General features: G+C 72.9%; 29 protein-coding genes. 9 read left to right on the forward strand and 20 right to left on the reverse strand.

Features of this window, described 5'->3' with window-relative positions; genetic code table 11:
• Positions 1–5: 5 nt before the first annotated feature.
• Positions 6–518, forward strand: a complete 513-nt coding sequence (locus FR742_RS15315; RefSeq protein ID WP_261808549.1) for a hypothetical protein — start codon at positions 6–8, stop codon at positions 516–518.
• Positions 502–1,413, forward strand: a complete 912-nt coding sequence (locus FR742_RS15320; protein WP_148031582.1) for an alpha/beta fold hydrolase — start codon at positions 502–504, stop codon at positions 1,411–1,413. The genes FR742_RS15315 and FR742_RS15320 overlap by 17 nt, the downstream gene beginning before the upstream one ends.
• 18 nt (positions 1,414–1,431) lie before the next feature.
• Here the strand turns inward: FR742_RS15320 and FR742_RS15325 are convergent, their stop codons facing one another.
• The gene (locus tag FR742_RS15325; protein ID WP_148031583.1) at positions 1,432–2,292 is read right to left on the reverse strand and encodes a hypothetical protein; all 861 of its coding nucleotides are present in this window, start codon (positions 2,290–2,292) and stop codon (positions 1,432–1,434) included.
• A gap of 269 nt (positions 2,293–2,561) precedes the next feature.
• On the opposite strand from FR742_RS15325, the gene rox reads away from it, so the two are divergent.
• Positions 2,562–4,028, forward strand: coding sequence for a rifampin monooxygenase (rox, locus tag FR742_RS15330; protein ID WP_148031584.1), 1,467 nt, complete (start codon positions 2,562–2,564; stop codon positions 4,026–4,028).
• Positions 4,029–4,064: 36 nt separating this feature from the next.
• Here rox and FR742_RS15335 read toward each other — a convergent pair whose 3' ends face one another.
• From FR742_RS15335 to FR742_RS15345, 3 genes are all read right to left on the reverse strand, one after another.
• The gene (locus FR742_RS15335) at positions 4,065–4,484 is read right to left on the reverse strand and encodes an SRPBCC family protein (RefSeq protein WP_148031585.1); all 420 of its coding nucleotides are present in this window, start codon (positions 4,482–4,484) and stop codon (positions 4,065–4,067) included.
• Positions 4,485–4,854: 370 nt separating this feature from the next.
• A complete protein-coding gene (locus tag FR742_RS15340; protein ID WP_148031586.1) occupies positions 4,855–5,295 on the reverse strand; it encodes a pyridoxamine 5'-phosphate oxidase family protein in 441 nt (146 codons plus the stop codon).
• 78 nt (positions 5,296–5,373) lie between these two features.
• A complete protein-coding gene (locus FR742_RS15345; protein WP_148031587.1) occupies positions 5,374–7,665 on the reverse strand; it encodes an excinuclease ABC subunit UvrA in 2,292 nt (763 codons plus the stop codon).
• Positions 7,666–7,779: 114 nt separating this feature from the next.
• On the opposite strand from FR742_RS15345, the gene FR742_RS15350 reads away from it, so the two are divergent.
• On the forward strand, positions 7,780–8,460 hold the full coding sequence (locus tag FR742_RS15350) for a MerR family transcriptional regulator (RefSeq protein ID WP_222708934.1): 681 nt from the start codon (positions 7,780–7,782) through the stop codon (positions 8,458–8,460).
• Positions 8,461–8,468: 8 nt separating this feature from the next.
• Here the strand turns inward: FR742_RS15350 and FR742_RS15355 are convergent, their stop codons facing one another.
• From FR742_RS15355 to FR742_RS15375, 5 genes are all read right to left on the reverse strand, one after another.
• Positions 8,469–8,873: a hypothetical protein gene (locus tag FR742_RS15355; RefSeq protein WP_148031589.1), complete on the reverse strand. Its 405-nt coding sequence runs from the start codon at positions 8,871–8,873 to the stop codon at positions 8,469–8,471.
• A gap of 2 nt (positions 8,874–8,875) precedes the next feature.
• Positions 8,876–9,409, reverse strand: a complete 534-nt coding sequence (locus tag FR742_RS15360) for a dihydrofolate reductase family protein (RefSeq protein ID WP_148031590.1) — start codon at positions 9,407–9,409, stop codon at positions 8,876–8,878.
• A 103-nt stretch (positions 9,410–9,512) separates the two neighbouring features.
• Positions 9,513–10,157 carry a response regulator transcription factor gene (locus FR742_RS15365; RefSeq protein WP_148031591.1) on the reverse strand — a complete coding sequence of 215 codons (645 nt, stop codon included), beginning with the start codon at positions 10,155–10,157 and terminating at the stop codon, positions 9,513–9,515.
• Positions 10,148–11,263 (reverse strand): sensor histidine kinase, encoded by a 1,116-nt coding sequence (locus tag FR742_RS15370; protein ID WP_148031592.1) that lies wholly within the window; start codon positions 11,261–11,263, stop codon positions 10,148–10,150. The genes FR742_RS15365 and FR742_RS15370 overlap by 10 nt, the downstream gene beginning before the upstream one ends.
• Positions 11,247–11,864: a DedA family protein gene (locus FR742_RS15375; protein ID WP_222708935.1), complete on the reverse strand. Its 618-nt coding sequence runs from the start codon at positions 11,862–11,864 to the stop codon at positions 11,247–11,249. Before FR742_RS15375 ends, FR742_RS15370 begins: the two co-directional genes overlap by 17 nt.
• Before the next feature lie 100 nt (positions 11,865–11,964).
• On the opposite strand from FR742_RS15375, the gene FR742_RS15380 reads away from it, so the two are divergent.
• Positions 11,965–14,688, forward strand: a complete 2,724-nt coding sequence (locus FR742_RS15380) for a DEAD/DEAH box helicase (protein WP_261808550.1) — start codon at positions 11,965–11,967, stop codon at positions 14,686–14,688.
• Positions 14,685–15,845, forward strand: a complete 1,161-nt coding sequence (locus tag FR742_RS15385; protein ID WP_148031593.1) for an SWF/SNF family helicase — start codon at positions 14,685–14,687, stop codon at positions 15,843–15,845. Before FR742_RS15380 ends, FR742_RS15385 begins: the two co-directional genes overlap by 4 nt.
• Positions 15,846–15,848: 3 nt before the next feature.
• Here the strand turns inward: FR742_RS15385 and FR742_RS15390 are convergent, their stop codons facing one another.
• The 6 genes from FR742_RS15390 to FR742_RS15410 all read right to left on the reverse strand — a co-directional run bounded on the left by FR742_RS15390 (position 15,849) and on the right by FR742_RS15410 (position 18,901).
• Positions 15,849–16,244: a VOC family protein gene (locus tag FR742_RS15390; protein ID WP_148031594.1), complete on the reverse strand. Its 396-nt coding sequence runs from the start codon at positions 16,242–16,244 to the stop codon at positions 15,849–15,851.
• Between the two features lie 4 nt (positions 16,245–16,248).
• Complete coding sequence (locus tag FR742_RS15395) at positions 16,249–16,860, reverse strand: SRPBCC domain-containing protein (RefSeq protein ID WP_148031595.1); 612 nt, start codon at positions 16,858–16,860, stop codon at positions 16,249–16,251.
• 5 nt (positions 16,861–16,865) lie between these two features.
• The gene (locus FR742_RS15400; protein ID WP_148031596.1) at positions 16,866–17,219 is read right to left on the reverse strand and encodes a helix-turn-helix transcriptional regulator; all 354 of its coding nucleotides are present in this window, start codon (positions 17,217–17,219) and stop codon (positions 16,866–16,868) included.
• Positions 17,220–17,328: 109 nt separating this feature from the next.
• A complete protein-coding gene (locus FR742_RS44555) occupies positions 17,329–17,478 on the reverse strand; it encodes a hypothetical protein (protein WP_187281160.1) in 150 nt (49 codons plus the stop codon).
• 28 nt (positions 17,479–17,506) lie between these two features.
• The gene (locus tag FR742_RS15405) at positions 17,507–18,067 is read right to left on the reverse strand and encodes a dihydrofolate reductase family protein (RefSeq protein ID WP_148031597.1); all 561 of its coding nucleotides are present in this window, start codon (positions 18,065–18,067) and stop codon (positions 17,507–17,509) included.
• A gap of 66 nt (positions 18,068–18,133) precedes the next feature.
• Positions 18,134–18,901 carry a putative protein N(5)-glutamine methyltransferase gene (locus FR742_RS15410; protein ID WP_148034580.1) on the reverse strand — a complete coding sequence of 256 codons (768 nt, stop codon included), beginning with the start codon at positions 18,899–18,901 and terminating at the stop codon, positions 18,134–18,136.
• A gap of 424 nt (positions 18,902–19,325) precedes the next feature.
• On the opposite strand from FR742_RS15410, the gene FR742_RS15415 reads away from it, so the two are divergent.
• A complete protein-coding gene (locus FR742_RS15415; protein ID WP_148031598.1) occupies positions 19,326–20,165 on the forward strand; it encodes a nitroreductase/quinone reductase family protein in 840 nt (279 codons plus the stop codon).
• 60 nt (positions 20,166–20,225) lie between these two features.
• Here FR742_RS15415 and FR742_RS15420 read toward each other — a convergent pair whose 3' ends face one another.
• Positions 20,226–21,347, reverse strand: coding sequence for a winged helix DNA-binding domain-containing protein (locus FR742_RS15420; protein WP_261808551.1), 1,122 nt, complete (start codon positions 21,345–21,347; stop codon positions 20,226–20,228).
• Positions 21,348–21,465: 118 nt separating this feature from the next.
• Positions 21,466–21,888, reverse strand: a complete 423-nt coding sequence (locus FR742_RS15425; RefSeq protein ID WP_148031599.1) for a VOC family protein — start codon at positions 21,886–21,888, stop codon at positions 21,466–21,468.
• A 101-nt stretch (positions 21,889–21,989) separates the two neighbouring features.
• Here FR742_RS15425 and FR742_RS45805 point away from each other — a divergent pair, with 101 nt between their 5' ends.
• Complete coding sequence (locus FR742_RS45805) at positions 21,990–23,147, forward strand: YafY family protein (RefSeq protein ID WP_148031600.1); 1,158 nt, start codon at positions 21,990–21,992, stop codon at positions 23,145–23,147.
• Between the two features lie 52 nt (positions 23,148–23,199).
• Positions 23,200–23,400, forward strand: a complete 201-nt coding sequence (locus FR742_RS15435; protein ID WP_148031601.1) for a hypothetical protein — start codon at positions 23,200–23,202, stop codon at positions 23,398–23,400.
• A gap of 7 nt (positions 23,401–23,407) precedes the next feature.
• Here FR742_RS15435 and FR742_RS44560 read toward each other — a convergent pair whose 3' ends face one another.
• The 3 genes from FR742_RS44560 to FR742_RS15450 form a co-directional block, all read right to left on the reverse strand.
• Positions 23,408–24,325 (reverse strand): CU044_5270 family protein, encoded by a 918-nt coding sequence (locus FR742_RS44560; protein ID WP_187281161.1) that lies wholly within the window; start codon positions 24,323–24,325, stop codon positions 23,408–23,410.
• Complete coding sequence (locus FR742_RS15445) at positions 24,322–24,888, reverse strand: RNA polymerase sigma factor (protein ID WP_148031602.1); 567 nt, start codon at positions 24,886–24,888, stop codon at positions 24,322–24,324. The genes FR742_RS44560 and FR742_RS15445 overlap by 4 nt, the downstream gene beginning before the upstream one ends.
• Positions 24,889–24,984: 96 nt before the next feature.
• Positions 24,985–26,217, reverse strand: coding sequence for a PP2C family protein-serine/threonine phosphatase (locus tag FR742_RS15450; protein ID WP_148031603.1), 1,233 nt, complete (start codon positions 26,215–26,217; stop codon positions 24,985–24,987).
• Between the last annotated feature and the right edge of the window lie 27 nt (positions 26,218–26,244).

Consider the following 26,244-nt stretch of genomic DNA (forward strand, 5'->3'; position numbering starts at 1 on the left):
TTGCTATGGTACGTCAAGTAGTGGCGGGAGGCGGCGTGACCCACGACGAGCAAGGCGCGCTCGAACAGGACATCCTCCGGCTGGTCGGCAGCAGACTGCTCGACCCGCTGGAGATCCTGCTCGGCGACGGCGCGTCGGGGGCCCTGGAAGAGCTGCGCGCGAAGGCGCGGCACGACGCCGCCACCTGGGCGGCCGACCTGCTCGGGCCCGACCGGCCGCGCGCCGTCCACATCGGCGCGCGGCTGATCGCGGTCCTCTACCCCGGCGACGCCGCCTTCGACCCGCCGCTCGAGTGGTGGCGCACCCCTCTGGGCCGGGCGATCGCCCGGCGCGTCGGCCATCCCTCCGCCGACCGCGTCCCGTACGCGGTCGCCGGGGCGATGCTCGGCATCACCCGCCAGGGCGTCCACGACCTGGTGCGGCGCGGGAAGCTCCAGCAGCACCCGGACGGGGGTGTCGCCACGCGCTCGGTCCGCGAACGACTCGACCCCGGAGGGGCGCATGGAGACCATCCTTGACGGCGACATCCCGATCGCCGTCCACGACCACGGCGGCGACGGCCCGCCGCTGCTGCTGCTCCACGGAGCCGGCGGCAACCTGCTCAACTGGCGGCAGGTGGCCGCCCATCTGAGCGGGGTGCGCGCGGTGGCGGTCGACCTGCGCGGCCACGGCCGCTCCGGCGACGGCCCGTGGACGTGGAAGGCCGTCCTGGACGACCTGGAACACGTCGTGGCCGCGCTCGGCCTCGGCGAGCCCGCCGTGGCGGGCCACAGCCTGGGCGGCATGCTCGCCGGCCTGTGGGCCGCCCGCCACCCCGCCTGCCCCGCCGCCGTCAGCCTCGACGGCCACCGCGCCGCCGAGACCCACCCCGCCAACTACGCCGGCCTGGACGCCGGGCAGGTGACGGCCGGCCTGGCCACGCTGCACGAGATGTTCAGCCGGCAGGCCGAGGCGGCGGCCTCGCCGATGACCGCCGAGCAGGCCGAGGCCTTCCTCGACGGGCAGCGCGCCTTCGCCGCCGCCCAGAACGCCGACCCCGACGACTGGGAGGAGTCGGTGCGGCGCAACCTGCGCCCCCACGACGGCGGCTTCCTGCTGCGGCCCGGCCCCGGCGTCACCTCCGCGCTGCGCGAACTGCCCGAGTTCGCCGACGCGCTGCCCGTCTTCCGCCGCCTCACCGGCCCGTTCCTCATCGTCAACGCCACCCGCAACCCGCCCGTCCCGCTGCCCCTGGTCCCGCTCATGGACGCCTACCGGGCCGGGCTGCGCCGCGACCTCGCCGCCCTGGCCGCCGAACGGCCCACCATCGAGGTCCGCGAGATCGACGCCGGGCACGGCATGGTCGCCGAACGGCCCGCCGAGGTCGCCGCCCTCATCACCGGCTTCGTCCACCGCCACAGCAGGGCCGCCTGACCCTCCGGTCGTCGCCCCTCATGCCGGCCAGGCCCGCTCCGCGGCCACGACGCGGGCTGACTCGGCGCGGGTCGCGTCGCGGACGGTGAGCAGATCGCCGTCCGCGGCCAGGACGGTGACGATCGCCCGGCCCGCAACGGTGACACGGTGGGACGTCCCGGGGTCCGGCGGCCGGGAGGCGGCCAGATCCTGCCTGCGGACGGTGGAGACCGGCGCGCCCGCGGGGTCGAGGTCGTGGCGGATCCGGGTGCGGCACCGGTGCCGGGCGAGGGTGCGCCACGGGTAGGGGTCGCCGGTCACGTCCGGCCCGGATCCGTCCCGGGGCGGCGGGGCCGTACGCTCGCGCAGGACGGGCCAGTCCATCGACGGGACGTAACCGGAGGGCAGCGCCGCCGCGTCCTCGCGCAGCCCCGCGGGGCGCGCGTGCGGTGCCGGGTCGAAGACGTCGCGCAGCGGCCAGAACCGTAACAGCACGTGTGCCTGCCGGGGGTCCTCCCAGAAGTCGCCGTCGCTGCCCCTGGCCGGGGGCACGCGATGAGCGCGCACACCGTACAGGAAGCAGGGCGGGCCCAGCACGAGCGCGCCGAGGGAACGCTCGCCCTCGTCGTCGCCCATGGTCACGATGCCGCCGGCGCTCAGGTAGGCGCTCTCCCCCGCCGCCGTCCACGGGGCGGGGGCGGGCGGCGGGTCGGAGTCCCAGATTTCCAGGCGGACGTCCGCTCTGCCGTGGCGGACGCCGCTCTCGACGCGCATCCAGCCGCCCGCGGTGTCCAGGATGCCGTCGGACAGCGACGGGCCTTCCACGACGCCGTACAGGTCGTCGAGCTGGAAACCGCCGTGATAGGTGTCCACGGTGTCCCTGAACGATCGCAGCGTCATGGCCATGGTCTCTCCGCTTCCCGCGGGGATGGGCCCGCGGACAGTGACTCTAGGGACCGCGGCCGACAGTTCCGGCCCATCGGGGAAAGGGTTGGACGGGAGGGTGCCCGGGCTTGTAGTTTGCGGCTGACCGTGACGCCGCCCGAGGAGGTGAGACCCATGAACGCTGTAGCGATGTGGGTGCTCCCCCTTCCCGTCACGGCCGGGCGACCGAGGTAGGGGCCGCCGGGAGCGCCTCGCTGACAAGGCACTCCCGAAAGGCGACACCTATGCACTCTCAGCAGGTCACCGGCGCCGGGCGCGCGCCCCTCACCCACGATGTGATCATCGCCGGGTGCGGGCCGACCGGCGCGATGCTGGCCGCCGAGCTGCGGCTGCACGACGTACGGGTACTCGTCCTGGACAAGAGGACCGAGCCCGCGTCGTTCGTCCGCGTCGTCGGTCTGCACATGCGCAGTCTCGAACTGATGGCGATGCGCGGACTGCTGGACCGCGTCCTCCCGCACGGGCGGCAGCGTCCGGCCGGCGGCTTCTTCGCCGCCATCCCCAAACCCCCGCCCCAGGGCCTGGATTCCGCCTACGCCTATCTGCTGGGCATCCCGCAGCCGGTCATCGAGCGTCTGCTCGAGGAGCACGCGGCCGAACGGGGCGCGCAGGTCCGGCGCGGTCGCGCGCTGGCCGGATTCGAGCAGGACGACGAGGGCGTGACCGTCGAGCTGGCCGGCGGGGAACGGCTGCGTTCGCGCTACCTCGTCGGCTGTGACGGCGCGCGCAGCACGGTGCGCAAACTGCTCGGCGTCGGCTTCCCCGGCGAGCCCTCGCGGACCGAGACGCTGATGGGCGAGATGGAAGTGGGCGTGCCGCGGGAGGAGATCGCCGCCAAGGTGGCCGAAGTCGGCCAGACCCATCGGCCGTTCTGGCTCCGGCCCTTCGGCGAAACCGTCTACAGCGTCGTGGTGCCCGCCGCGGGAGCCGGCGACCGCGCGGAACCTCCCACCCTGGAGGATTTCCGGCAGCAGTTGCGCGCCATCGCCGGAACCGACTTCGGCGTGCACTCCCCGCGCTGGATGTCCCGCTTCGGGGACGCCACCCGGCTGGCCGAACGCTACCGCGTCGGGCGGGTGCTCCTGGCCGGCGACGCCGCGCACATCCATCCGCCCATCGGCGGGCAGGGCCTCAACCTGGGCGTCCAGGACGCGTTCAACCTCGGCTGGAAACTGGCCGCGCAGATCCGCGGCTGGGCCCCGGCGACACTGCTGGACACCTACCAGGCCGAACGTCACCCGGTCGCCGCGGACGTGCTGGACAACACCCGCGCCCAGATGGAACTGCTGTCCCCCGAACCGGGCCCGCGGGCCGTGCGCAGGCTGCTCACCGAACTGATGGACTTCGACGAGGTGAACCGCCATCTGACCGAGAAGATCACCGCGATCGGCGTCCGCTACGACTTCGGCGAAGGGCCCGGCCTGCTCGGCCGCCGCCTGCCCGACGTCGAGGTGAAGAACGGCCGCCTCTACGCTCTGCTGCATCACGGCCGCGGCCTGCTGCTGGACCGCACCGGACGCCTGATGGCCGGCGGCTGGGCGGACCGGGTCGATCACCTCGCGGACGCCTCCGCGGGCGTGGACGTCCCGTGCGTCCTGCTACGCCCCGACGGCCACGTCGCCTGGATCGGCGACGACCAGCAGGACCTGGACGACCACCTGTCCCGCTGGTTCGGCGAGCCCGCCACCTGAACACCGGCCGGTGGTGAGCCGTCAGGGCCGGGGTGGTCAGGTGAGCAGCCGGGCCAGCCGGCGCAGCGACAACCGGGCCAGCGCGTTCACCACCGGCCGGGCCACCGGCCACAGCAGCCACCCCACCGGCCCCAGCGGCGGCCGCAGCCGCTCGGCCCAGATCACCCGGCTGCCGCCCGCGCACGCCCGCACCCGGATCACCCCGTCGCCGCGCACCAGCCGCCCCACATGCCGCATCTCCACCACGTGGGGCGGCTCCCACCGGGTGATCGTCATCACGTCCAGGAAGCCCAGCCGGCCGACTCCGGTGAACGCCTCCACCCGGTCGCCGGCCTCCCACGCCGACGTCAGCACCATCCACTCCCGGTGCCGCGGCCAGTCCGTCACGAGCGCGAACACCCGCTCCGGCGGCGCCGGCACGAACACCTGCGCGGCCGCGTACACGTGACAGGTCACCTCAGAGGTCCTGCCCCGCGCTCACCGGCTCGAACATCCGCGCCGGTTCACCCCCTCGACGACGGGCGCCGCGCCGTCCTCCGCCGAGACCCGGACCGCCAGGGCCTGGGCCGATGGGCCCGGTCGGTGACCGCGGTGGTGAGCGCGGCGGCCAGCCGTGCGGGCGTCAGGCGGCGCCACGGGATCGCGGCCGGAGCCACGCCCGGCGCCGTCACCCGGCGGCCCGGAACGGCTGGTCGTTCACGCTGGACGCCGCCAAGGAGGCGAGAGTCCTGCACGGAACGCCACCCTGGTCGGCCGCTACACCCCCGAAGAGGTCACCGCGTTGCTCGACTACCACCTGGCGCGGCTCCGCGCGCGGTGACACCGGCTAGGCGTCCAGCCACTCGCCGTCGCGCATGAGGTCGCGGCCCGCCAGCTCGTCCTCCTCCCGCCACGCCTGCACCCAGACCGGGCGGATACGGAAATACAGGTACGGGGACGAGAGCGCGCGCGGGTCGAAGCCGGTCTTGGCGGCGAACGCGTCACCCGTCGCCTCCGGCAGCTCCTGCGGCCGGACCGCCGCGGCCGTCCCCTCGATGAGCACCACGTCACGCGTCAGCCCCACGCCGACGCGCACCCGGCCGTCGGCCACCAGGTTGCGCGCCGTCGGAGTCCTCGCCGCCGTGGAGATCAGCAGCGTCTCACCGTCCCACAGGAACGACAGCGGCACCATGCACGGCCCCTCCCCCGCCGTGGCCACCCACGCGTCCACGTCCTTCTCCAGCCGGGACAGGGTGTCCTTCAACCGTTCCGCCGGCGTACGAGGCATTCTCGAGTCCTTTGCTGTCACATGTGGCACCTGATGCGGTCACCACCATGACACGCCGCGGAGGGAGAACGTGACGCGCTACCGGCCCACGTAGGCGCGCAGGTGGCGGGCCGTCAGCGTGTCGCCCGAGTCCACCAGGTCGGCGGGCGTGCCCGCGAAGACCACCCGGCCGCCGTCGTGACCGGCGCCCGGCCCCAGGTCGACGATCCAGTCGGCGTGCGCCATCACCGCCTGGTGGTGCTCGATCACGATCACCGTGTTGCCGTCGTCCACCAGCCGGTCCAGCAGGCCCAGCAGATGGTCGACGTCCGCCAGGTGCAGGCCCGTCGTCGGCTCGTCCAGCACGTAGGTGGAGCCGTTCCTGGCCATGTGCACCGCCAGCTTCAGGCGCTGCCGCTCACCGCCCGACAGCGTCGTCAGCGGCTGGCCCAGGCCCAGATAACCCAGCCCGACCGCCTCCAGCCGGTCCAGGATGACCTTGGCCGGGCCGCTGGTGAAGAACCCGGCCGCCTCGGCCACCGGCATCTCCAGCACCTCGCTGATGTTCTTGCCGCGCAACCGGTAGGCCAGCACCTGCGGCGTGAACCGCCTGCCCTCGCACTCCTCGCACACCGTCGCCACCCCGGCCATCATCGCCAGGTCGGTGTAGATCAGGCCGATGCCCTTGCACGCCTGGCATGCGCCCTCGGAATTGGCCGAGAACAGCGCCGGCTTGACCCCGTTGGCCTTGGCGAACGCCGCCCGGATCGGGTCGAGCAGCCCCGTGTACGTGGCCGGATTGCTCCGCCGCGACCCGCGGATCGGCGACTGGTCGGCCACCACCACGCCCTCGCGGCCGGCGACGTAGCCGTGGATGAGCGAGCTCTTGCCCGACCCGGCCACCCCGGTGACCACGGTCAGCACCCCCAGCGGGATGTCGGCGTCCACACCTTGCAGGTTGTGCAGGGTCGCGCCGCGGATCGGCAGCCACCCGGCCGGCTCGCGCACCTTCTCCCGCAGCGTCACCCGGTGGTCCAGGTAGCGGCCGGTGAGGGTGCCGGAGGCGCGCAGCCCTTCCAGGTCGCCGGCGTAGCAGAGCGTGCCGCCCTGCGCGCCGGCGCCCGGCCCCAGGTCTGCCACGAAGTCGGCGATGGCGATCATCTCCGGCTTGTGCTCCACCACCAGCACGGTGTTGCCCTTGTCGCGCAGTTTGATCAGCAGCTCGTTCATCCGCTGGATGTCGTGCGGGTGCAGCCCGGCGGTCGGCTCGTCGAAGACGTAGGTGGCGTCGCTCAGGCTGGAGTTGAGGTGGCGGACCATCTTGACCCGCTGCGCCTCGCCGCCGGACAGCGTGCCCGACTCCCGGTCCAGGCTCAGATAGCCAAGCCCGATCTCCACCAGCGAGTCGAGCGTGGCCCGCAGGTTGTCCAGCACCGGGCCCACCGCGGGGTCGCCGATGCCGCGCAGGAAGCCGGCCAGGTCGTTGATCTGCATGGCCGAGCACTCGGCGATGTTGCGCCCGCCGATCCGCGCCGAGCGGGCCGCCTCGTTGATCCGGGTGCCGTCGCAGGCCTGGCAGCGCATCAGCTTGACCGCCCGGTCGGCGAACGCGCGGGCCTGCCCCTTCAGCGACTCGCGGTCCTTGCCCAGGTACTGCTTGCGCACCCGGACCACGAGCCCCTCGTAGGTGAGGTTGCTGGAGCCGACCTTCACCTTGGTGGTCGGCTTGTGCAGGAAGTCCTGCCACTGCTGGGGGGTGAAGTCCTTCAGCTTGACCGCCGGGTCGTAGAAGCCCGAGTTCGCCATCACCTGCCAGTACCAGGAGTCGACCGGGAACCCGGGCGCCTTGATCGCGCCCTCGTTCAGCGACAGCTCCCGGTCCACCAGCTCGTCCACGTCGATGTCGGTGATCTGGCCCAGGCCCTCGCACTCGGGGCACATGCCCTGCGGGGTGTTGAAGCTGAAGGCGTAGGCCGGGCCCACGTGCGGGGTGCCGATCCGGCTGAAGACGATCCGCAGCATCGTGTACGTGTCGGTCGCGGTGCCGACCGTGGAGCGGGCGTTGGCGCCCATCCGCTCCTGGTCGACGATGATCGCCGCGCTCAGGTTGTGCAGCGCGTCCACGTCCGGCCGGTTCAGCGGCGGCATGAACCCCTGGATGAACGCGGTGTACGTCTCGTTGATCAGCCGCCGCGACTCGGCGGCGATGGTGTCGAAGACCAGCGACGACTTGCCGGAGCCGGACACCCCGGTGAACACGCTGAGCCGCCGCTTCGGGATGTCGAGGGAGATCCCGGCCAGGTTGTTCTCCCGGGCGCCGCGCACCTGGATGTGGTCGTGGCCGTCGGCGGCGCGGTAATCAGACTTTCGTAGATCGTCGGCGGTAGTCATGCCATCAAGTCTGTCATTGAAGCTGCAAGTGTAAGGTTTCGCGGTCGTGGCCTGGAGGAGGCGTCGCTAACCTTAAAGTGCGACGTAACCCCTGTTCCTGGAAGGCGGGCGCCCGTGCGGCCCATCGATCTGGCGCGCGTCGCGGGCCTGTCGACCCAGCAGATCCGCAACTACGCCGACGACGGCGTCCTGCCGCCCACCCCGCGCACGCCCGCCGGCTACCGCCGCTTCGACGCCCGCCACCGGCAGGCGCTGCTCACCTACCGGGCGCTGGCCGCCGGCCACGGCTGGGACGCCGCCCGCCAGATCATGCGGGCCGTGCACGCCGGCGACGTGCCGCGCGCCCTCGAACTCGTCGACGCCGGCCACGCCGAGCTGCACGGCCGGCGCGCGGCCCTGGAGTCGGCAGGGCGGGCGCTGGAGACGGCGGGCCACGAGGAAGGCGCCTTCCGGGGCAGCCTGCGCATCGGCGAGGTCGCCGCCCGGCTGGGGGTGCGGACCTCGGCCCTGCGCGTGTGGGAGTCGGCGGGGCTGCTGGCGCCCCGCCGCGATCCCGTCACCGGCTACCGACTCTACGGCCCGGCCGACGTACGCGACGCGCGGATGATCTTCATGCTGCGGCAGGCCCGCCACCCGTTCCCGCAGATCAGGCCCGTCCTCGACGGGCTGCGCCGCACCGGCAGCAGCGACGCCCTGCGCGCCGCCATCGCGCGCCGCCGCCAGGAGCTGACCGAGCGCGCCACCGCCATGCTGGCGGCCGCCGCACGCCTGCACGAGTATCTTTCCGGCGGTTGAGACCCGGTCTATCGGGACGCGCCGCCGGTGAAAGGCGGCTCGCCCTGCTTCAGCGGGCGGAAACGCAGCGCCGACCACGTCTCGTCCACCGCCACCTGGCCGTTCGGGCGCAGCCCGAACTCGCCCACGATGGGCCAGAGCGTGTCGCGGTTGACGTCGGACTTGCCGCCCTTCGGATAGGCGACCCAGAGCACCGGCGGGCCGGTCAGCCGGTCGCGCTGCCCGTCCAGCAGGCCGCGGGCCGAGGCCGCGTCGGCGGCGAAGAACACCCCCACCGCAGCCTCGCCCAGGTCCTCGACGTAGTCCGCGCCCTCCGGCAGGGGGCCGACGAGCGGCCGGTGCTCCCCCGCGGAGATCCACACGGTGCCGCCCGGCTTGACGAGCAGCTTCTCGGCGACGGTCTTGGCGGCCATGGTCAGGCCCTCCCGTAGGTCAGGTCCAGCACGCCGGTGCCGAACGTCTCGGACTTGGTGAGCTCGAGCGGGATGTGCCCCGCGCCCTCCTCGAACAGCCGCTGCCCGCTGCCGACGACCACCGGGTGCACCAGCAGGTGCAGCTCGTCCAGCAGGCCCTCCCGCAGCAGCGACACCACCAGGGTGGGGCTGCCGCTCATGCCCAGGTCGCCGCCCGGCCCTTCCTTGAGCGCGGCCACGTCACCGGCGGCGATCACCGTGGTGTTCTGCCAGGAGGGGTCGGTGAGCGTGGAGGAGACCACGTACTTGGCGCGGCCGTTCATCATGGCGGCCAGCGGGTCGCCCGGATCCTGGTGAGGCCAGTGGGAGGCGAACGTCTCGTAGGTGTTGCGGCCCAGCAGCATGGCCTCGCAGCGCCGCATGAGCGTGTCGACCGACCGGCCCATGTCCTCGTCGTAGTACGGGAAATGCCACTTCTCCGGCGACTCCACGACGCCGTCGAGCGAGATGAACAGCCCTGCGACGATCTTCCGCATCGTTGACTCCTCGTTTCGGGGTGTGGCTCCACCGTCCCACCGACAAATAAATTTGTCAAGGCGGGCCGCAGGTCACCACAGGAAGGTGATACGTCCAGAAAAATCAGGAACCGAGGAAGCGGAGCACCGCCAGCATCCGCCGGCTGTAACCGGTGACGTGCGACAGGTCCAGCTTGTCGAACAGCGCGTTCACGTGCTTCTCCACCGCGCTCTGCGACACGTGCAGCGCCTGCGCGATCGAGGCGTTCGTCAGCCCCTGCGCCATCAGCTCCAGCACCTCGCGCTCCCGCGCCGTCAGCCTGGCCAGCGGATCCACCTGACTGGTGCGGGCCAGCAGCTGGCGCACCACCTCGGGATCGAACGCCGCGCCGCCCGCGCCCACCCGCTCCAGCGCGTCCAGGAAGTCGGCGACCTGCGCCACCCGGTCCTTCAGCAGGTAACCGACGCCCGACACGTCCGAGCTCATCAGCTCGGTCGCGTACCGCTTCTCCACGTACTGCGACAGCACCAGCACCTTCACCCCCGGCCAGCGCCGCCTGATCTCCAGGGCCGCGCGCAGCCCCTCGTCGGTGTGGGTCGGCGGCATCCGCACGTCCACCACCACCGCGTCCGGCAGATGCGCGGCCACCGCCGCCACCAGCGCCTCACCGTCACCCACCGCCGCCGGCACCTCGTGCCCCTCCTCCAGCAGCAGCCGGACCAGCCCTTCGCGCAGCAACGTCGAATCCTCCGCCAGGATCACCCGCACGGCAGCTCCGCCCTGATCACCGTCGGCCCGCCGGGCGGGCTGTCCACAGCAAAACCGCCGTCCAGCGCCGCCACCCGGCGCCGCAGCCCCGACAGCCCGCCACCGGACGCGCCCGCGCCGCCCACCCCGTCGTCACACACCGACACCACCAGCGTCGCATCCTCCATCCGCACCGCGACCTCGACGCGACCGGCCCCGGCGTGCTTGTTGGCGTTCGTGACGGCCTCGCTCACCACGAAGTACGCCGCCGTCTCCACCGCGGGCGGCGGCCGCCCCGGCAGGTCGCACGACACGGTGACCGGCACCTCGGACCGCTCGGCCACCCCGGCCAGCGCCTCGTCCAGCCCGAGCGCGTCCAGCCCGCTCGGATACACCCGCCAGGCCACCTCGCGCAGCTCGCCCAGCGCCTGCTGCGCCTCGACGTGCGCCTGGTCCATCAGATCCGGATGGCCGCGCCGCGCCCGGCCGATCAGCATCGACAGCGCCACCAGCCGCTGCTGCAGCCCGTCGTGCAGGTCACGCTCGATCCGGCGCCGCTCGGAGTCGACCGCCGCCACGATGCCGGCCCGGCTCTCCGACAGCTCGGCGATCCGGCGCTCCAGCGCCTCGGTACGGTCGGGGCCCAGCATCCGCGCGGCCAGCCGCCGCTCCAGCGTCCGCACCCCCACCAGTCCCATCAGCGCCAGGAACAGCAGCACGCCGCCCAGCGTGAACATGTAGAGCCCCAGCGGCAGCGAACGCGACATCCCGTCGTACGCCTCGTCCAGAACCCACGCCCAGACCAGCCGGCCCGCCTGCCAGGCGCCGAACACCAGCAGCACCAGCACCAGCGCGCCGAGCAGCCCCAGCGGCACCCGCGCGGCCAGGAACAGCCGCGCCCGCGAGCCGTCCCCGCCCCCGGCAGGGGGATCCAGGCTCGCGCGGTCCAGGACGGCGGGATCCAGCCGCAGGCGGCGCGCCTCCCACCGGGCCAGCCACCGCGCGGCCCCGGCCGTGCCGCCGGCGAACGGCAGCGTCACCAGCAGGAACACCGCCTCCACCGGCGCGGTCAGCGCACCCAGCACGACCGCGCCGAGCACCCGCGCCCCCTCAGCGGCGAAGTGCATGGCGTCCCTTGCGCCGCTCGCTCAGCCGCACCACCACGAAGACCACCACCGCGAGCAGGACCAGGCCGAGCACCACCTTGGAGGCCACCCCCATGTACGTCTCGACCAGACGCCACTGCTTGCCCAGGTAGTAGCCGGCCAGCACGAAGGTGGTGTTCCAGATGCCGCTGCCGGCCGCCGTGAGCAGGGTGAACTGCAGCACCGGCATCCGCTCCACCCCGGCGGGCACCGAGATCAGACTGCGGAAGATCGGAATGAACCGGCCGAAGAACACCGTCGCCTTGCCGTGCTTGAGGAACCACGACTCCGTCTTCTCGATGTCGGAGACCTTTACCAGCGGCATCTTCGCGGCGATCGCCAGCACCCGCTCGCGACCGAGCAGCGCGCCCACCCAGTAGAGGGCCAGCGCGCCGACGATCGAACCGACCGTGGTCCAGACGAGAGCGTCGACCAGGCCCATGTTGCCCCGGCTGGCCGTGAAGCCCGCAAGCGGCAGGATCACCTCACTCGGAATCGGCGGGAACAGGTTCTCCGCCGCCACCGCCATGCCGGCTCCCGGCGCGCCCAGGAGCTCCATCAACTGCACAACCCAATCAACCATGCGCCAAGGGTACGGAAGATCGGGTGGTCCCGTTGATGAGGCGGGCTTCCGTGTTCAGGTGTGGGAAACCACACCCCCGCGTACCGTACACTGTACGGTCGTGACAGGCGGACAGGAATCGGTACGGAACGCGGTCGTCTTCGAGCCCGGCGAACCCCCCAGAGCGGGCCACATGGCCTTCCTCGGACCGGCGGGCGCGGACACCGTCACCGTCGCCGAACCCTACGACGAGGGCATCCGCGTACGCGAGGCGGCCGCCACCAGGACGCCCGTGGCCGAGGCCGTCGCCGCGCTGGCCAGAGCCCGCACCGACGCCTCGGCCCACCCCGCGGCCCGCTTCTGGGGCGCGGCGGCGCTGGTGGCGCTCCAGCTGGTCACCCGCGGCCGCATCCGCCCCACGGTGACCGCGGCCGGCCACGACGCCTGGCGCGCCGGCCCTTTCGACGCCGCCGACGTCCAGCGCATCCGCGAACTCGCCGACGCCATGCCGGCCTCGGCCCGCGCCGTCCCCCTCGGTGAGGACCACGGCGACGCCGGACCCGTGCTGGCCGACGCCGAGACGCTGGTGCGGGCGTTCCTGGACGCCGTGGCCGACGGCATGCCGCGCTCACCCGGCGCCGTCAAGGCGACCGGCACCACCGCGTTCGCCGCCGTGCGCCCCGTCAAGGTGCCGAAGCTGCGCCGGTGGGCCGAGGACGTCTCCGCCGACCTCGACGCCGGGGTGCGGGTGTCGCTGCGGATCGAGGCCGACGACGTGGCCGCGGGCGAGTACCGCGCCGTGGTGCAAATCCACAGCCTGGCCGGCCCGTCACTCGTGGTGGACGCCGCCGACCTGTGGCAGGGCCGCGACCCCGGATTCGGCGGCCGGGCCAGGATCGAGACGACCATCGCCCTGCGCCGGGCCGCCCGCGCCTGGCCCCGCCTGGCGGCGCTGCTCGACAGCCCCGTCCCCGACGAACTGCCGCTGACCGACGAGGACGTCGGCGACCTGCTGGCCGGAGCCGCCGAACGGCTCACCGCCGCCGGGGCCGAGGTCCACTGGCCGCGCTCCCTCGTACGCGGACTGAGCGCCCGCGCCGCGATCGGCGAGCGCGACGCGGCCCCGTCCGACCTGCCCTCGTTCCTCGGCGGCCACCACCTGGTCGCCTTCGACTGGCAGCTCGCCCTCGGCGGCGAGCGGCTCACCGCCGCAGAGATGGACCACCTCGCCGAGACGCACCGGCCCGTCGTACGGCTGCGCGACCAGTGGGTGCTCATCGACCCCGACCTGGCACGCAAGGCACGCCTGCGCGAGCTCAAGCCGCTCACCCCCGTGGACGCGCTCGCCGCCGCGCTCACCGGCACCGTCGAGGCCGACGGCGAACAGGTGCCGGTCGAACCCGGCGCATGGCTGAGCGAGCTGCGCGACCGGCTGGCCGAGCCGGAGGACCTCGCCCCGCCGCCCGGCCTGGCCGCCACGCTGCGCGACTACCAGCTGCAGGGCCTGCGCTGGCTGGCCAGGATGACCTCACTCGGGCTCGGCGCCTGCCTGGCCGACGACATGGGTCTGGGCAAGACCATCACCCTCATCGCCCTCCATCTGCACCGCGGCGGCGGGCCCACACTCGTCGTGTGCCCGGCGTCACTGCTGGGCAACTGGGAGCGGGAGATCACCAGGTTCGCCCCCGGCGTGCCGGTACGCCGCTACCACGGCTCCGCCCGCACCCTGGCCGACGAGGGATTCGTGCTCACCACGTACGCCACCATGCGGCGCGACGCCACCCGCCTGGCCGCCCACCCGTGGGACCTGGTCGTCGCCGACGAGGCCCAGCACGTCAAGAACCCCGCCTCCGGCACCGCCGGCGCGCTGCGCGAGATCCCCGCCGCCGCCCGCGTCGCCCTCACCGGCACCCCCGTCGAGAACAACCTGTCGGAGCTGTGGGCCATCCTCGACTGGACCACCCCCGGCTTGCTCGGCACGCTGCCCCGGTTCCGCGCCCGCTGGGCCGGGCCGATCGAGTCCGGCGACACCGGGACCGCCGACCGGCTGTCGCGGCTGGTGCGGCCGTTCCTGCTGCGCCGCCGCAAGTCCGACCCCGGCATCGCGCCCGAGCTGCCGCCCAAGACCGAGACCGACCGGCCGGTCGCCCTCACCACCGAGCAGGCCGGCCTGTACGAGGCCGTCGTACGCGAGATGATGACGCGGATCGAGGGCGCCGGCGGCATGGCCAGGCGCGGCCTGATCGTCAAACTGCTCACCGGGCTCAAACAGATCTGCAACCACCCCGCCCAGTACCTGCACGAGACCGCGCCCCGGCTGACCGGCCGATCCGGCAAGCTCGAACTGCTCGACGAACTGGTCGACACCATCGTCGCCGAGGACGGCGCGGTGCTGGTCTTCACCCAGTACGTGACCATGGCCAGGCTGATCGCCCACCACCTGACCGCCCGCGGCGTGCCCAACCAGCTGCTGCACGGCGGCACCCCGGTCGCCCGCCGCGAGGAGATGGTCCGCCGCTTCCAGGACGGCGAGACGCCGGTGTTCCTGCTGTCGCTCAAGGCCGCCGGCACCGGGCTCAACCTCACCCGCGCCGACCACGTCATCCACTACGACCGCTGGTGGAACCCCGCCGTCGAGGACCAGGCCACCGACCGCGCCCACCGCATCGGCCAGACCCGGCCCGTCCAGGTCCACCGGCTGATCACCGAAGGCACCATCGAGGACCGGATCGCTCTGATGCTCGCCGCCAAACGCGAACTCGCCGACGCCGTGCTCGCCTCCGGCGAAGCGGCCCTGACCGAACTGACCGACGCCGAGCTCGCCACCCTCGTGGAGCTGAGATGACCGCCGCCCGCGGCTTCCCCGCCTTCCCCCGCCAGCGCGCAGGCGCCCGCTTCGCCACCACCTGGTGGGGCCAGGCCTGGCTCAAGGCCCTCGCCGACACCTCGCTCGACCAAGGGCTCCTCCAGCGGGGCCGCGCCTACGCCAAAACCGGGCAGCTCGGCCCCATCACCGTCAGCCCCGGGCGGCTGGCCGCCGTCGCCGAGCACGAGCACGACACGGTCGTGCGGGTCGAGCAGCTCTCCGACGCCGCATGGGACCGCTTCCTGGACCAGGTGGCGGCCAAGGCCGGGCACATCGCCGCCCTGCTCGACCGCGACATGCCCCACGACCTGGTACGGGCCGCCGAGGCCGCCGGCGTGCCGCTGCTGCCCGCGGTCGGCGACCTGGAACCGGAATGCTCGTGCCCCGACTGGGCGTGCCGGCACGCGGCCGCGCTCTGCTACCAGGCCTCCTGGCTCCTCGACGCCGACCCCTTCGTCCTGCTGCTGCTACGCGGCCGGGGCGAGCAGGAGCTGATCGAGGCGCTCCACCAACGAGACATCCCGGGCACGACCGGCGCGCGGAGCGAGAGCGCCGAGGGCGCTGAGGGCGCGGCGGGCGCGCGGGCCGGGACGCTGCCGGGCACGCCCGCGCGCGAGGCGTTCGCGCGCGGGGTGCCCCCGCTGCCCGAGCCGCCCCCTCTGGACGCCCCCCACGCGCCGCTCGGGCTGGAGCCCGCCCCCGGCGTGGACGTGGCCGCGCTGGAGGTGCTGGCCGCCTCCGCCGCCTCCCGGGCGCGCGACCTGCTCGTCTCCGGCCGCCTGCCGGCCCTGACCGAACACCAGGACCGGGTACGGATGAGCGCCGCGTTCGGCCTCGACCTCGGCCTCGACGCCCAGGTGGCGGCCTGGCGACACGGCGGCGCCGCCGGGCTGGAGGCGCTGGAGACGGCGTGGACCCCCGCCCGGCCGGACCTCGCCAGGGCCCAGGCCATGCTGGACGCGGCCTGGGAGGGCGAGCCGCCCGCCGGGGTGGAGTCGGCCCGCAACCGCTGGACCATCGGCGACCGCCAGCTCAGATACGGCAGGGACGGCCGGTGGTACCCCTTCGAGCGGCGCGGCGACACCTGGTGGCCCGCCGGCCCGCCCGCCCGCGACCCGGCCGCGCTGCTCGGCTGACCGTCAGGGCAGGTTGAGCTGCCAGGAGACACCGAACCGGTCGGCCACCCAGGCGAACTTGGCGCTGAAGCCGTACTGGCCGAGCGGCATCATCGCCCCGCCCTGCTCCGACAGCACCGGGTAGAGCCGGTCGATCTCCTCCTCCGACTCGCACTCCACGAACAGCGACAGCGACGGGGTGAACGTGAAGGCGTGCGACACATAGCTGTCGTTGCAGAGGAACTCCTGGCCGCAGACCCGCAGGTGGGCGAGCTGGATGCTGCCCTCCGGCCCCGGCTCGCCAGGGCCGTAGCGGACCACGGAGATCACCTCCGCGTCGTCGAACACCTTCAGGTAGAAGTCGATCGCTTCCTGCGCCCTGCCCTCGAACATGAGGAACGGCGTGATCTTCTTGGGCATCGCGTCACTCCGCGGGGGGTGCGTAGAAGGCGGTGGTCGCGGCGGTCACCGCGGCGGCCAGCTCGGGCGAGGCGCCGGAGGCCCGGAACGCCTCGCCCCAGGACCCGCTGCTGCGGACGATGAACTCCCGCCCCTCATCGGTCTCGTGGAAGTGCTCCTCGTCCACCTTCTCGCCGCCGGTCAGGTGCAGCGCCAGGCCGAGCAGCCCGAGATCCCAGCCGACGCCGACCGAGCCGGGACCGAACTGCTCCCAGAACTCGGGCGGCACCACGGCCTCGTGGCGCAGCTCGAAGCGGGTGCGGTCGCCGTCGGCCGCCAGGCGCACCTCCACGTACGACGCCGGGGCCTCACCCATCACCCACGACACCCTGAACCGGTTCGGCGGCTCGCAGGACAGGACCTCGCCGCCGGCGTTGCCCTTCAGCTGGTAGCTGCCGCCGAGCCGCAGGTCGCCGGTGATCGGCAGGAACCAGCGCGAGATGCGCTCCGCGCTGGTGCAGGCGTCCCAGAGATCCTCCAGGCCGGTGTCGTAGTGGCGGGTGAGCTCGACGACCTTGGCCTCGCCGGTGTCGCGCACCTCGCGATGGGTACGGGTGATCTCGTCGATGATGTCCATCGAAGTCAGCTTTCTGTCGGATGGCTGTCGCGGGCACGGCGTTCCCGCTTGCCGCGGGCGATCTCCGTGGACAGCGCGTCGAGGCGCTGCTCCCAGAAGCCGCGGAAGCGGTCCAGCCACTGGTCGACCTCGCGCAGGGGCGCCGGGTTCACGACGTAGAAACGCCGGGTGCCCTGGGCGCGCACGGTGGCGAAGCCGTTGTCGCGCAGCACCTTCAGATGCTGCGACACCGCGGGCTGGGAGATGCCGTGCTCACGCTGGATGACGGCGGTGACCTCACCGGAGCTCAGCTCGCCGCCGGCGAGCAGCTCCAGGATCCGGCGCCGGACCGGATCACCGAGAATGTCGAACGCGTGCACGAACAGAGTGTTTCAGGCAACGCTTATATAAGTCAAATGTGAAATACCTGGGGTGTCCGCGCAAGGCGACGGCGGCGCCACGCCGGGCGCCGCCGTCACGAAAGAGCCGTCAGTGCCGCCGGGAACGGAACTTGTCCAGGAAGTGCCTGGCCTTGTGTTGGTTACGGGGGTCGCGGGCCATCCGCTTGGCCGATTCGACCGTCTGCCTGCCTTTCGGGCTGCGCATGTACGCGCGCACCCGGTCCATGAGCGATGCCATGGCCGTCCCCTACCCCACACGGCCGCGGCTACCGCCCGACCCCGTAACGCAGGAAGATCACCCCGTTGCCGAAGCGCCGCTCGTCCAGCAACTCCAGGTCGGCGCGCACCCCGGCAGGGAAGAACGGGACGCCGCCGCCGGCGACCGCCGGCCCGACGAAGAGCTGGAACTCGTCCACCAGCCCCGCCCGGATCGCCTGCGCCGCCAGGTTCGGCCCGTCGACGGTGAGGTCGCGGTCGGAGGCCGCCTTCAGCTCACGCACCCGCTCCGGGTCGAAAGCCCGCTCGATCCGGGTCCGCCCGCTGGACACCTCCTCCAGCGTCGTCGAATAGACGACCTTGTCGGCGGCCTGCCAGACCTTCGCGCACTCCAGGATGAACGGCGGCTGGTCCGGCAGCGTGTGCGCGGTCTCCCAGAAGACCATCGTCTCGTACATCCGGCGGCCGTAGAGGTAGGTGCCGATCGACCGCATGTGCTCGTTGACGAACGTGTGCGACTCCTCGTCCGGCGCGCCCCAGCCGTAGTCGCCGTTCTCGTCGCTCACGTAGCCGTCCAGCGAGGTGATCATCGAGTAGATCAGCTTGCCCATCGCGGGCCTCCCGTCCTTCCGTCACTTCCCCGGGCAGACCTCGGGCCGCCCGGAAACTCATCGGGGTCAGCCCTGCCGGGTGGCGATGAGGACGGTGGCGTCCCAGTCGCCGGAGTGGGCGACGCGCGGTGTCAGGCCATGGCGGGCGATCGCCTCGACCGCGTGCGCCGCCTGCCGGCCGCCGGTCTCGAAGAGGAGGTGGCCGCCGGGGGCCAGCCACCGCCCGGCGGACGCGGCCACCCGGCGCAGCACCTCCAGCCCGTCCCCGCCGCCGTCCAGCGCCACCCGGGCCTCGTGCAGGCGGGCCTCCGCGGGCAGCAGCGGGATCTCGCCGGTGGGCACGTACGGGACGTTGGCCAGCAGCAGGTCCACCCGGCCGCGCAGCCCGGCGGGCAGCGGATCGAACAGATCTCCCTCGTACACCCGGGCGCCCGGCAGGTTGCGGCGGGCGCAGGCGACGGCGGCGGGGTCGATGTCGGAGGCGTGCAACTCGACCTCGCCCAGCGCCGCCACCAGGGCGGCGCCGAGCGCGCCGGACCCGCAGCACAGATCCACCACGACCGCCGCCGGGCCGGGCGCGGCGGCGATCGCCTGCTCGGCCAGGAACTCGGTGCGGGGACGCGGCACGAAGACGCCCGGATCGACCTGGACGCGCAGGCCGCGGAAACGGGCCCAGCCCAGGACGTGCTCCAGCGGCTCGCCGGCGGCGCGGCGCTCCACCAGGCGGGCCAGCTCGGCGGGATCGGGGGCGGCGGCGGCCAGCAGGCGTGCCTCGTCCTCGGCGAAGACGCAGCCCGCGGCGCGGAGCCGGGTGACGATGGCGGCAAGGGACATGAGCGCCTTTCGGTATGTCACGGGCGCTCTCCCCCGGCCGGCTAGACCGGGCAGATGTCGTGAGGTGAGAGCACCCGGCGGGTACGTGCGGGAATCGGTCTCACCTCCTCGTCCATCGCTGGGATGGCGACATTAGCCGAGCCGCGTCCCCGCCCGCAAACACCGGGACGGGATTTGACAGCCGTCGAACGGGCGGCGTTGAATGATCGGCAGGTCGCGTGACGCCGCATGGGAGGACTGCGGCGGCATGGAGGCCGCGACGCAAGGGGACGACACCGTGACCACTTCACACGGACGCGCCTGACCTGAACCGCGCCTGCGCGCCGTCCCCGCTTCCCCTTTTCTCGCTTCATAGCTCCGCCAGCTATGCGCTTTTCCGCGCGGTCGGCGTGCGGGCTTTCCCACCGATCGGAGAAAGCACCGCATGACCATGGACTTCAACCAGCACGTCATCGAGCAGTTCAGGGCCGGCCAGGGCCGGGTCGGGCCGCCCTTCGAGGACGCCCGCCTGCTCCTGCTGACCACCACCGGCGCCAGGACCGGCACCCGCCACACCACCCCGCTCGGCTACCTGCTCGACGAGGATCCGGGCCGGCTGTACGTCATCGCCTCCGCCGGCGGCTCCCCCCGCCACCCCGCCTGGTTCCACAACCTCCGCAAGAACCCGCGCGTCACCGTCGAAACCGGCGCGTTCACGTACGAGGCCGACGCGCACATCCTGGAAGGCGCCGAACGCGACCGGATCTTCGCCCGAGCCACCGGGACCGACCCCGGATGGGCACGGTACGAGACCGCGTCCGGCCGCACCCTGCCCGTGGTGGTACTCGACCCCGCGGGCCCGCCCGCCCCCGCCGCCGCGCGGCCGGGCGACGGGCTCAAGCTCATCCACGACGCCTTCCGCAAGGAGCTGGCCATCGTCCGCAAGGAGGTCGCCGAGTCCGGCGGCGGCCTGGGCGCGCAACTGCGCATCAACTGCCTGGCCGTCTGCCAGGGGCTGAGCCACCACCACACGATGGAAGACGCCCACATGTTCCCGCACCTCGACGAGCAGTACCCGGAGATCGCCGACGTCATGGCCCGGCTTCGCCGCGAGCACGAGGAGATCGCCCGCCTCCTGGAGGAGCTGCAGCGGCTCGTCGCGGGCGAGCACACCGACCGGGCGGCGGTGTCGGCGGAGGTGGACCGGCTGACCGCGCAGGTGGAGGCACACCTGGACTACGAGGAGGAGAACCTCATCCCGATCCTGAACGCCAACGCCCCATGACGTCTCCGGCCTGCACCTGACCGCCCGCACCGCCAGACCCGACGCCACGGCGTCCGGTGGTCAGTGGGGGGATGCGGTGATCCGGACGCCGTCGCTGTCGCCGTCGGACAGGAACGTCGCCAGTTGCTGGCCCTGGTCGGCCACGGCTGTCCGGTCGGCCGGGCTGAGGCGGCGCAGCGGGGTGACCGTCACGGTGCCCGACTCGACGGTCCAGGTCGCGGCGACCCGGCCGTCGACCAGGACGACGCGGGCGCCGGCGACCGACAGGCCACGGTGCGCGTCGTCGATGATCCGGCCCCGGGCGTGGTAACCCAGGATCGCGTTGTCGAACGCCGGCAGGAACCGCACCGGGGCGGGCGTGTCGGGGTCGGGGCGCGGCGCGTCGGGCAGGTCCAGCAGCTCCCGGCCCCGCTCGTCACGGAAGGAGACCAGCTCCTCCCGTACCGCGGCCACCGCACCCGGCAGCCCGGCCAGGCCGGACCAGGCGCGCAGATCGGCCGTGGCGGCCGGGCCGAACGCGGCGAGATAGCGTCGCACCAGCGCCTGGCCGACCGGGTCGGAGCCGTCCGGGGCGTGCGGGTCGATCTCCCGCCCCAGCCAGGACGACAGCAGCACGTTGCGCACCCCAGCCCTCGCGCGCCAGAGCCCGCGCGGGGGCGCCTGCGCCACCGGGACGAGGGCGGAGATCACCATCTCGCCCAGGGCCCGCCGTCCCGGCTCCGGCCAGCGCCCGGCGAGCGCCTCCACGACCTCGGCCATCGAACGCGGCTCGCCGTCGGCCATCACCGCCCGGCCCGCCGCGGCCAACTCGTCCAGGTCCACCCCGGCGAGCTCGCGACGGTAGACCCCGAGCACGCGCTGGCGCAGCATGGCGTCGTGGCGCGCCCGCCAGGCCAGCACGTCACCGGCGGTGACGAGGTGGACGGTGCGTCGCATCAGATGGACCCGCACCACTCTCCGCCGGACCAGCAGACCGGAGAGCGCCGCCGGTTCGAACGCGCGCAGGCGCGACCAGAGGCCGACGAACGGCTCCTGAGGCTCCTGCGCCTGCAGCCCGCACAGGTGCGCGACGGCGCCGGTGACCGGCAGGTCGGCGCGATCGAGCAGCAACTGCCGGGCGAGCGTCGCGCGGTTCAGCGCCCGCTCACCGAGAACGGTCCGCACCGGGGGCCGCATCGTCATGGTGGTCACTTTCCTCGTCGTGCTTCCGGGGGCGTCGTCGTTTCCGGGAATGTGGTCGTTTCCGGGGGGTGTGGTCATTCTGGGGTGTCGTCGCGAGAGGGCGGCGTGCGCCTGTGGCTCAGCCGCTGTATTCGCTCGCCACGTCCAGGACCCAGACGACGCCGAAGCGGTCCGTGAGCATCCCGTAGAGCGGCGCCCATTCCGCGGGCGCCAGCGGCCGCGCGACGGTCGCTCCGGCGGAGAGCTTCTCCCAATATGTGGTGACCTCCTCGGCGGTCTCACCGCGGAGTGAGACGAAGAACGAGTTCTCACCCCGGTCCCACGGCATCCCGGCGGGCACGTCGTAGGCCATCACGTGGAAGCCGTCGCCGGCGATCACCTGGCCCCACATCACCTGGTCCGCCTCGGCGGGGTTCCGCACGTTCCCGGCGTCCTCGTACGTCACGGCGGTGAGTTCACCGCCGAAGACGGAACGGTAGAACTCGAGCGCCGGGCGGGCGTCGCCGCGGAAGTTCAGATGGGTCACGGACTTGACGGACATTTCGGCTCCTGACCTCTTCATGGGTTTCGTGGTGTTCCGGGGACAACAGTCGCAGGGGTAGCGGTCAGGTTGTGGCCGCTATTCACGGCAATATGGGGGACATGCCGAAGACCTCAGCACGGCTGCTGGCGTTGCTCTCGCTGCTCCAGGCGCGCCGCGACTGGCCCGGAGCGGTGCTGGCCGAGCGGCTGGACGTCAGCCCGCGCACCGTCCGCCGCGACGTCGACCGCCTGCGCGAGCTCGGCTACCCGATCGTGGCCGCCAAAGGTCCCGACGGCGGGTACCGGCTCGACGCCGGCGCCGACCTGCCCCCGTTGCTGTTCGACGACGAGCAGGCCGTCGCGCTGGCCGTGGCGCTCCAGACCGCCGCCGCCAGCGGCGCCGGCATCGGGGAAGCGGCGGCACGCGCGCTGACCACCGTCCGCCAGGTCATGCCCGCCCGCCTGCGCCACCGGATCGACACCCTCCAGATCACCGCCGTCGAGCGACCCGCCCCCCACCCGCTCCCACAGGTCGGCAGCGACGTACTCGCTGCGCTAGGCGCCGCCGTCCGCGCCCGCGAAGTCCTCCGCTTCGACTACGCCCCCGCCTCCCTGATCATCAGCCCCGCCTCCCGGCCACCAACGGACGATCACGCACCCGCGTCTCCGACTGACGACAACATCCGCCCACCCCGCCGGTACGCCCCCGCATCGCCGACCGACGATCGCGCTCCCGCGTGTCCGACTGACGACGTGCCCGCGTCACCGACGGATGACGGCATGCGGTCGCCTCGCCGGGTGGAGCCGCATCATCTTGTCACCTGGGGTGGGCGGTGGTATCTCGTCGCCTGGGATCTTGATCGCGACGACTGGCGGACCTTTCGCGTTGATCGCATCAGCCCGCGCACGCCCAACGGGCCCCGCTTCGCCCCGCGTGAGGTGCCCGGAGGCGAGGTGGCCGCGTTCGTGGCGGGCCGGTTCCGCGGGGGTGGCTCCGGTGACTGGCCCTGCCGTGGTGAGGTGGTGCTCCGGCTGCCCGCCGCCACCGTCTCGCGCTATCTCCGTGACGGCGTCGTCGAGGAACTCGGCACGGACCGCTGCCGGCTCGTCCTGGGCTCCTGGTCGTGGGCCGGACTCGCCGCGAGCGTCGGCAGGTTCGACGCCGATATCGAGGTCGTCGGCCCGCCCGAGCTCAAGGACGCCTTCGCCCAGCTGGCCCGCCGCTTCGCCCAAGCCGCCACCGCCCCTCTGCCGCCACCCTCGCGAGAAGGCGCCTGACCGGCCGTCCCGAGGCTCAGGCGGGCTGGTCGATCCAGAGGGAGGCGGCGGCGTGGCCCGCGACGAGGCCGCCCACCTGGGTTACGCGCACGGCCCGCACTTCTGCCTGGGCGCGTGGCCGGCCCGGCTGCAGGTCCGCACCGCGCTGACCGCCCCGCTGCGCCGATCCCCCGGCCTGGCGCCCGCCAAGGCGCCGGAGCGGATGCCCGACCCCGGCACCTGGCGGCCGGACTCCCTGCCGGTCGTCCTCTGACGCGCGATCAGGAACGCAGGCCGGGCCGGTCCACGATCGCGGCCTCCAGCTGCGCGGTCAGGCTCGCCGTGCCCGCCTCGAAGGTCTCCTCGGTGCCGTCGGACCACTCGTAGGTGCGGTCCTTCAACCGCGTCGAGCTGGTGCCCAGATACCGGTAGGTCTCCGGGTCCAGGACGAGGTAGCTGCGGGACTCGGCGTCGGTGAGGCTGAAGGCGACGCCTCGCCGTCCGTCGGCGACGGGCACGTCATGGGTCACGGTGATGCCCTTGATCGTGGGCAGCGCGCGGAAGAGCGCGGCACGCACCTCGGGGGCGAGCCACTGCTCGGAGATGAGCTGGTTGATCTCCATCCAGAGGATCCCCGGCGGGACCTGGCCGTTCAGCTCCTGCGAACCCCTGCGGTCCTCGTCCAGGACGGCCGCCTCGATCTTGGCGAGCACCCCGGCGGGGGTGACAGGCGGCCGGGCCAGCTCGGCCGGGTCGAAGCTCGTGCTTCCCGAGAACGTCAGCTTGCCGTCCTGGTACCAGGCAGACCGCTTGCCGTCCACCCGCGTCCATCGTTCCCAGGTGTCACCCTGGTCCCCTGCGACGCCGGTCAGCCGCAGTTCCTTGGTGTAGAACCACTGGGCGGGGTCCGGGACGGGCGTGGGGTCGTTCTCGGCCGCCCGGGCGGCGTGCTCGCCCAGCTCGGCCACGCCGGCCACCGGCGCCATGTCCGGCCGGCCGCCGAACACCACGGCGGTCCCGCCGACGGCCAGGGCCAGCGCCGCCGCCACCACGATGCGCCGGCCGAGCCCGTGGGTCACGGCTCGCTTCGGTGCGGCTTCCGGCTCGTGGATCGCCGTCATGAGCCGCGCCCTCGCGGCGGCCTCGGCTTCGTCGGTCATGGCCGGGGTGTTCCGGCGAAACTCCCTGATCGCGTTCATGACAGCTCCTCGTCCCCGAGCACGTTCCTGGCCTTCTTCCGTGCGCGGTGCAGCCGTGACCGCACGGTCCCCACCGGGATGTCCAGCGCTCGCGCCGCTTCCTCGTACGACATGTCCTCCCACGCCACCAGCAGCAGCACGTCCCGGTCCCCGCGTGACAGCGACGCCAGCGCCCCCGCCAGCTCGCGATCCCTGCCCTGCGCCGTCACCCGGCGCGTCACGGTGTCGGCCAGCGCCTCGGGCAGCGGGTCCACGCCGGTACGGCTCAGCGCCCGCAGCATCCGCTCCTCCTGCCGCCGATGCCTGGCGATCAGCGTGGTGGCGATCCCGTACAGCCAGGGCCTGGCCAGCGCGAACGACGTGTCGTACGTCCCGCGCCTGCGGAAGGCGGCCAGGAACGTCTCGGCCACGATGTCGTCGGCGGCCTGCGTGCCGAGTCGCCGGGCCGCGTACAGATGGATCTGTCTGGCATAGCGGTCGAACAGCGCCGCGAACTGCTCTGGGTCGTGCGCCGATCGACGGATCAGCTCTCCGTCGTCGATCTCGACCGTCTCAGCACCCAACGCCTCTCCTTCGTGAGTCGGTGTCTCACCGTGCTGTCTCCCGAAGGGCGGCACCGGGTTCACCGGAGCCTGTGACCCGGGACGAAGAACCGCGTCTCAGAGCGTGACGCCCGGGCGTCTGCCGGACATCCACTCGACCGTCAGCACGGTCGCGTCGTCCTGCAGCCGGCCGCGCTGGTAGCGCATGATCGACTGGATGAGCCGGCGCAGCGTCTCCGGCGCCGGCAGGCCGTCGGCCTCCCTGCGGACGATGTAGTCGATGAACCGCTCCAGCCCGAACGGCTCCCCCTCGGGGCTGCGCGCCTCGACGATGCCGTCGGTGTAGAAGAGCAGCCGGTCGCCGGCGTGGAGCTGGTAGTGCTCCACCTCGGCGCGCCGGCCCAGCCTGAAGCCCATCGGCGGCGCGGGCTTGGCGCTTCCCAGGGTGGCGGCCAGCTTGCCGTTGCGGACCACCAGCGCCGGGTGGTGGCCGCGGTTCACCCAGGACAGCGTTCCCGTCGACATGTCGAGGTTGGCGATGATGCCGGTGGCGAACCGGCTCAGCTGGAAGTGCTGGGCGATCGCCTCGTCGATGGCCTCGCTGATCGCCACCAGGCCGGCGCCTTTGAGCCGGTTGCTGCGGCAGGAGCCGACGGCGATGCTCGCCGTCAGCCCGGACGCCAGATCGTGCCCCATCGCGTCGAAGATCGACACGTGCAGCTGGTCACCCTCGATGCCGTACTCGAACACGTCACCCCCCACCTGGTAGGCGGGCTCCAGCGCGGCGGCGATCACCACTTTGTCGTTGGCGAAGCTGCCGTTCGGCAGCAGGTTGTGCAGCACCTCGGCCGACAGCGTCATCGGCTTCTCGCGCACCATCCGCGAGTAGGTGTCGCTGGTCTGGCGCTTGCTCACCACCAGCAGCGACAGCAGCGTCGACAGCCGCTTGAACCGCCACTCGATGACCTCGTCGACCCGTTGCGTGATGCCGCCCACCACGCCGACCCGCTCCGTGCCGTCCAGGAGCGGCGACCACAGGCGCAGCCCGTCCTCCTGCTCGCAGGGCGGGAGGTCCTCGTCGGGCCGGGCGTGCACCAGCTCGACGTTGCGGAACGCGCGACCGGCGATCGTGGTGTCGATGTTCAGCCGCGTGAGCGGCTCGCCCCCGGCGCTGAACTGGTTCGGCAGCGGCACCAGGTACTTCTGCTGCAGGTCTGAGACGTAGACCATGGGGTTGCTGAAGCCCGCCATGGGGGCGTGCTCGTTGAGCAGCGGGACGATGTCCTCGAAGGAGGCGGTGTGGCTGTTGCGCAGCAGGCCGCCCAGCATGAGCTCGCCGTCACTCCGCATGACACCCCTTCCCCCTCCGGCATCAGA

This window comes from Nonomuraea sp. C10, assembly GCF_008017515.1.
Lineage (GTDB): Bacteria > Actinomycetota > Actinomycetes > Streptosporangiales > Streptosporangiaceae > Nonomuraea > Nonomuraea ferruginea.

What these genes read in the sequence shown, in the direction of transcription:
- FR742_RS15315 (WP_261808549.1), top strand. Translation starts at nt 6, where the DNA reads ATGGTACGTCAAGTAGTGGCGGGAGGCGGCGTGACCCACGACGAGCAA.
- FR742_RS15320 (WP_148031582.1), top strand. Translation starts at nt 502, where the DNA reads ATGGAGACCATCCTTGACGGCGACATCCCGATCGCCGTCCACGACCAC.
- FR742_RS15325 (WP_148031583.1), bottom strand. Translation starts at nt 2,292, where the DNA reads ATGACGCTGCGATCGTTCAGGGACACCGTGGACACCTATCACGGCGGT.
- rox (WP_148031584.1), top strand. Translation starts at nt 2,562, where the DNA reads ATGCACTCTCAGCAGGTCACCGGCGCCGGGCGCGCGCCCCTCACCCAC.
- FR742_RS15340 (WP_148031586.1), bottom strand. Translation starts at nt 5,295, where the DNA reads ATGCCTCGTACGCCGGCGGAACGGTTGAAGGACACCCTGTCCCGGCTG.
- FR742_RS15345 (WP_148031587.1), bottom strand. Translation starts at nt 7,665, where the DNA reads ATGACTACCGCCGACGATCTACGAAAGTCTGATTACCGCGCCGCCGAC.
- FR742_RS15355 (WP_148031589.1), bottom strand. Translation starts at nt 8,873, where the DNA reads ATGGCCGCCAAGACCGTCGCCGAGAAGCTGCTCGTCAAGCCGGGCGGC.
- FR742_RS15360 (WP_148031590.1), bottom strand. Translation starts at nt 9,409, where the DNA reads ATGCGGAAGATCGTCGCAGGGCTGTTCATCTCGCTCGACGGCGTCGTG.
- FR742_RS15370 (WP_148031592.1), bottom strand. Translation starts at nt 11,263, where the DNA reads ATGCACTTCGCCGCTGAGGGGGCGCGGGTGCTCGGCGCGGTCGTGCTG.
- FR742_RS15375 (WP_222708935.1), bottom strand. Translation starts at nt 11,864, where the DNA reads ATGGTTGATTGGGTTGTGCAGTTGATGGAGCTCCTGGGCGCGCCGGGA.
- FR742_RS15385 (WP_148031593.1), top strand. Translation starts at nt 14,685, where the DNA reads ATGACCGCCGCCCGCGGCTTCCCCGCCTTCCCCCGCCAGCGCGCAGGC.
- FR742_RS15390 (WP_148031594.1), bottom strand. Translation starts at nt 16,244, where the DNA reads ATGCCCAAGAAGATCACGCCGTTCCTCATGTTCGAGGGCAGGGCGCAG.
- FR742_RS15395 (WP_148031595.1), bottom strand. Translation starts at nt 16,860, where the DNA reads ATGGACATCATCGACGAGATCACCCGTACCCATCGCGAGGTGCGCGAC.
- FR742_RS44555 (WP_187281160.1), bottom strand. Translation starts at nt 17,478, where the DNA reads ATGGCATCGCTCATGGACCGGGTGCGCGCGTACATGCGCAGCCCGAAA.
- FR742_RS15405 (WP_148031597.1), bottom strand. Translation starts at nt 18,067, where the DNA reads ATGGGCAAGCTGATCTACTCGATGATCACCTCGCTGGACGGCTACGTG.
- FR742_RS15410 (WP_148034580.1), bottom strand. Translation starts at nt 18,901, where the DNA reads ATGTCCCTTGCCGCCATCGTCACCCGGCTCCGCGCCGCGGGCTGCGTC.
- FR742_RS15415 (WP_148031598.1), top strand. Translation starts at nt 19,326, where the DNA reads ATGACCATGGACTTCAACCAGCACGTCATCGAGCAGTTCAGGGCCGGC.
- FR742_RS15420 (WP_261808551.1), bottom strand. Translation starts at nt 21,347, where the DNA reads ATGACGATGCGGCCCCCGGTGCGGACCGTTCTCGGTGAGCGGGCGCTG.
- FR742_RS15425 (WP_148031599.1), bottom strand. Translation starts at nt 21,888, where the DNA reads ATGTCCGTCAAGTCCGTGACCCATCTGAACTTCCGCGGCGACGCCCGC.
- FR742_RS45805 (WP_148031600.1), top strand. Translation starts at nt 21,990, where the DNA reads ATGCCGAAGACCTCAGCACGGCTGCTGGCGTTGCTCTCGCTGCTCCAG.
- FR742_RS44560 (WP_187281161.1), bottom strand. Translation starts at nt 24,325, where the DNA reads ATGAACGCGATCAGGGAGTTTCGCCGGAACACCCCGGCCATGACCGAC.
- FR742_RS15450 (WP_148031603.1), bottom strand. Translation starts at nt 26,217, where the DNA reads ATGCGGAGTGACGGCGAGCTCATGCTGGGCGGCCTGCTGCGCAACAGC.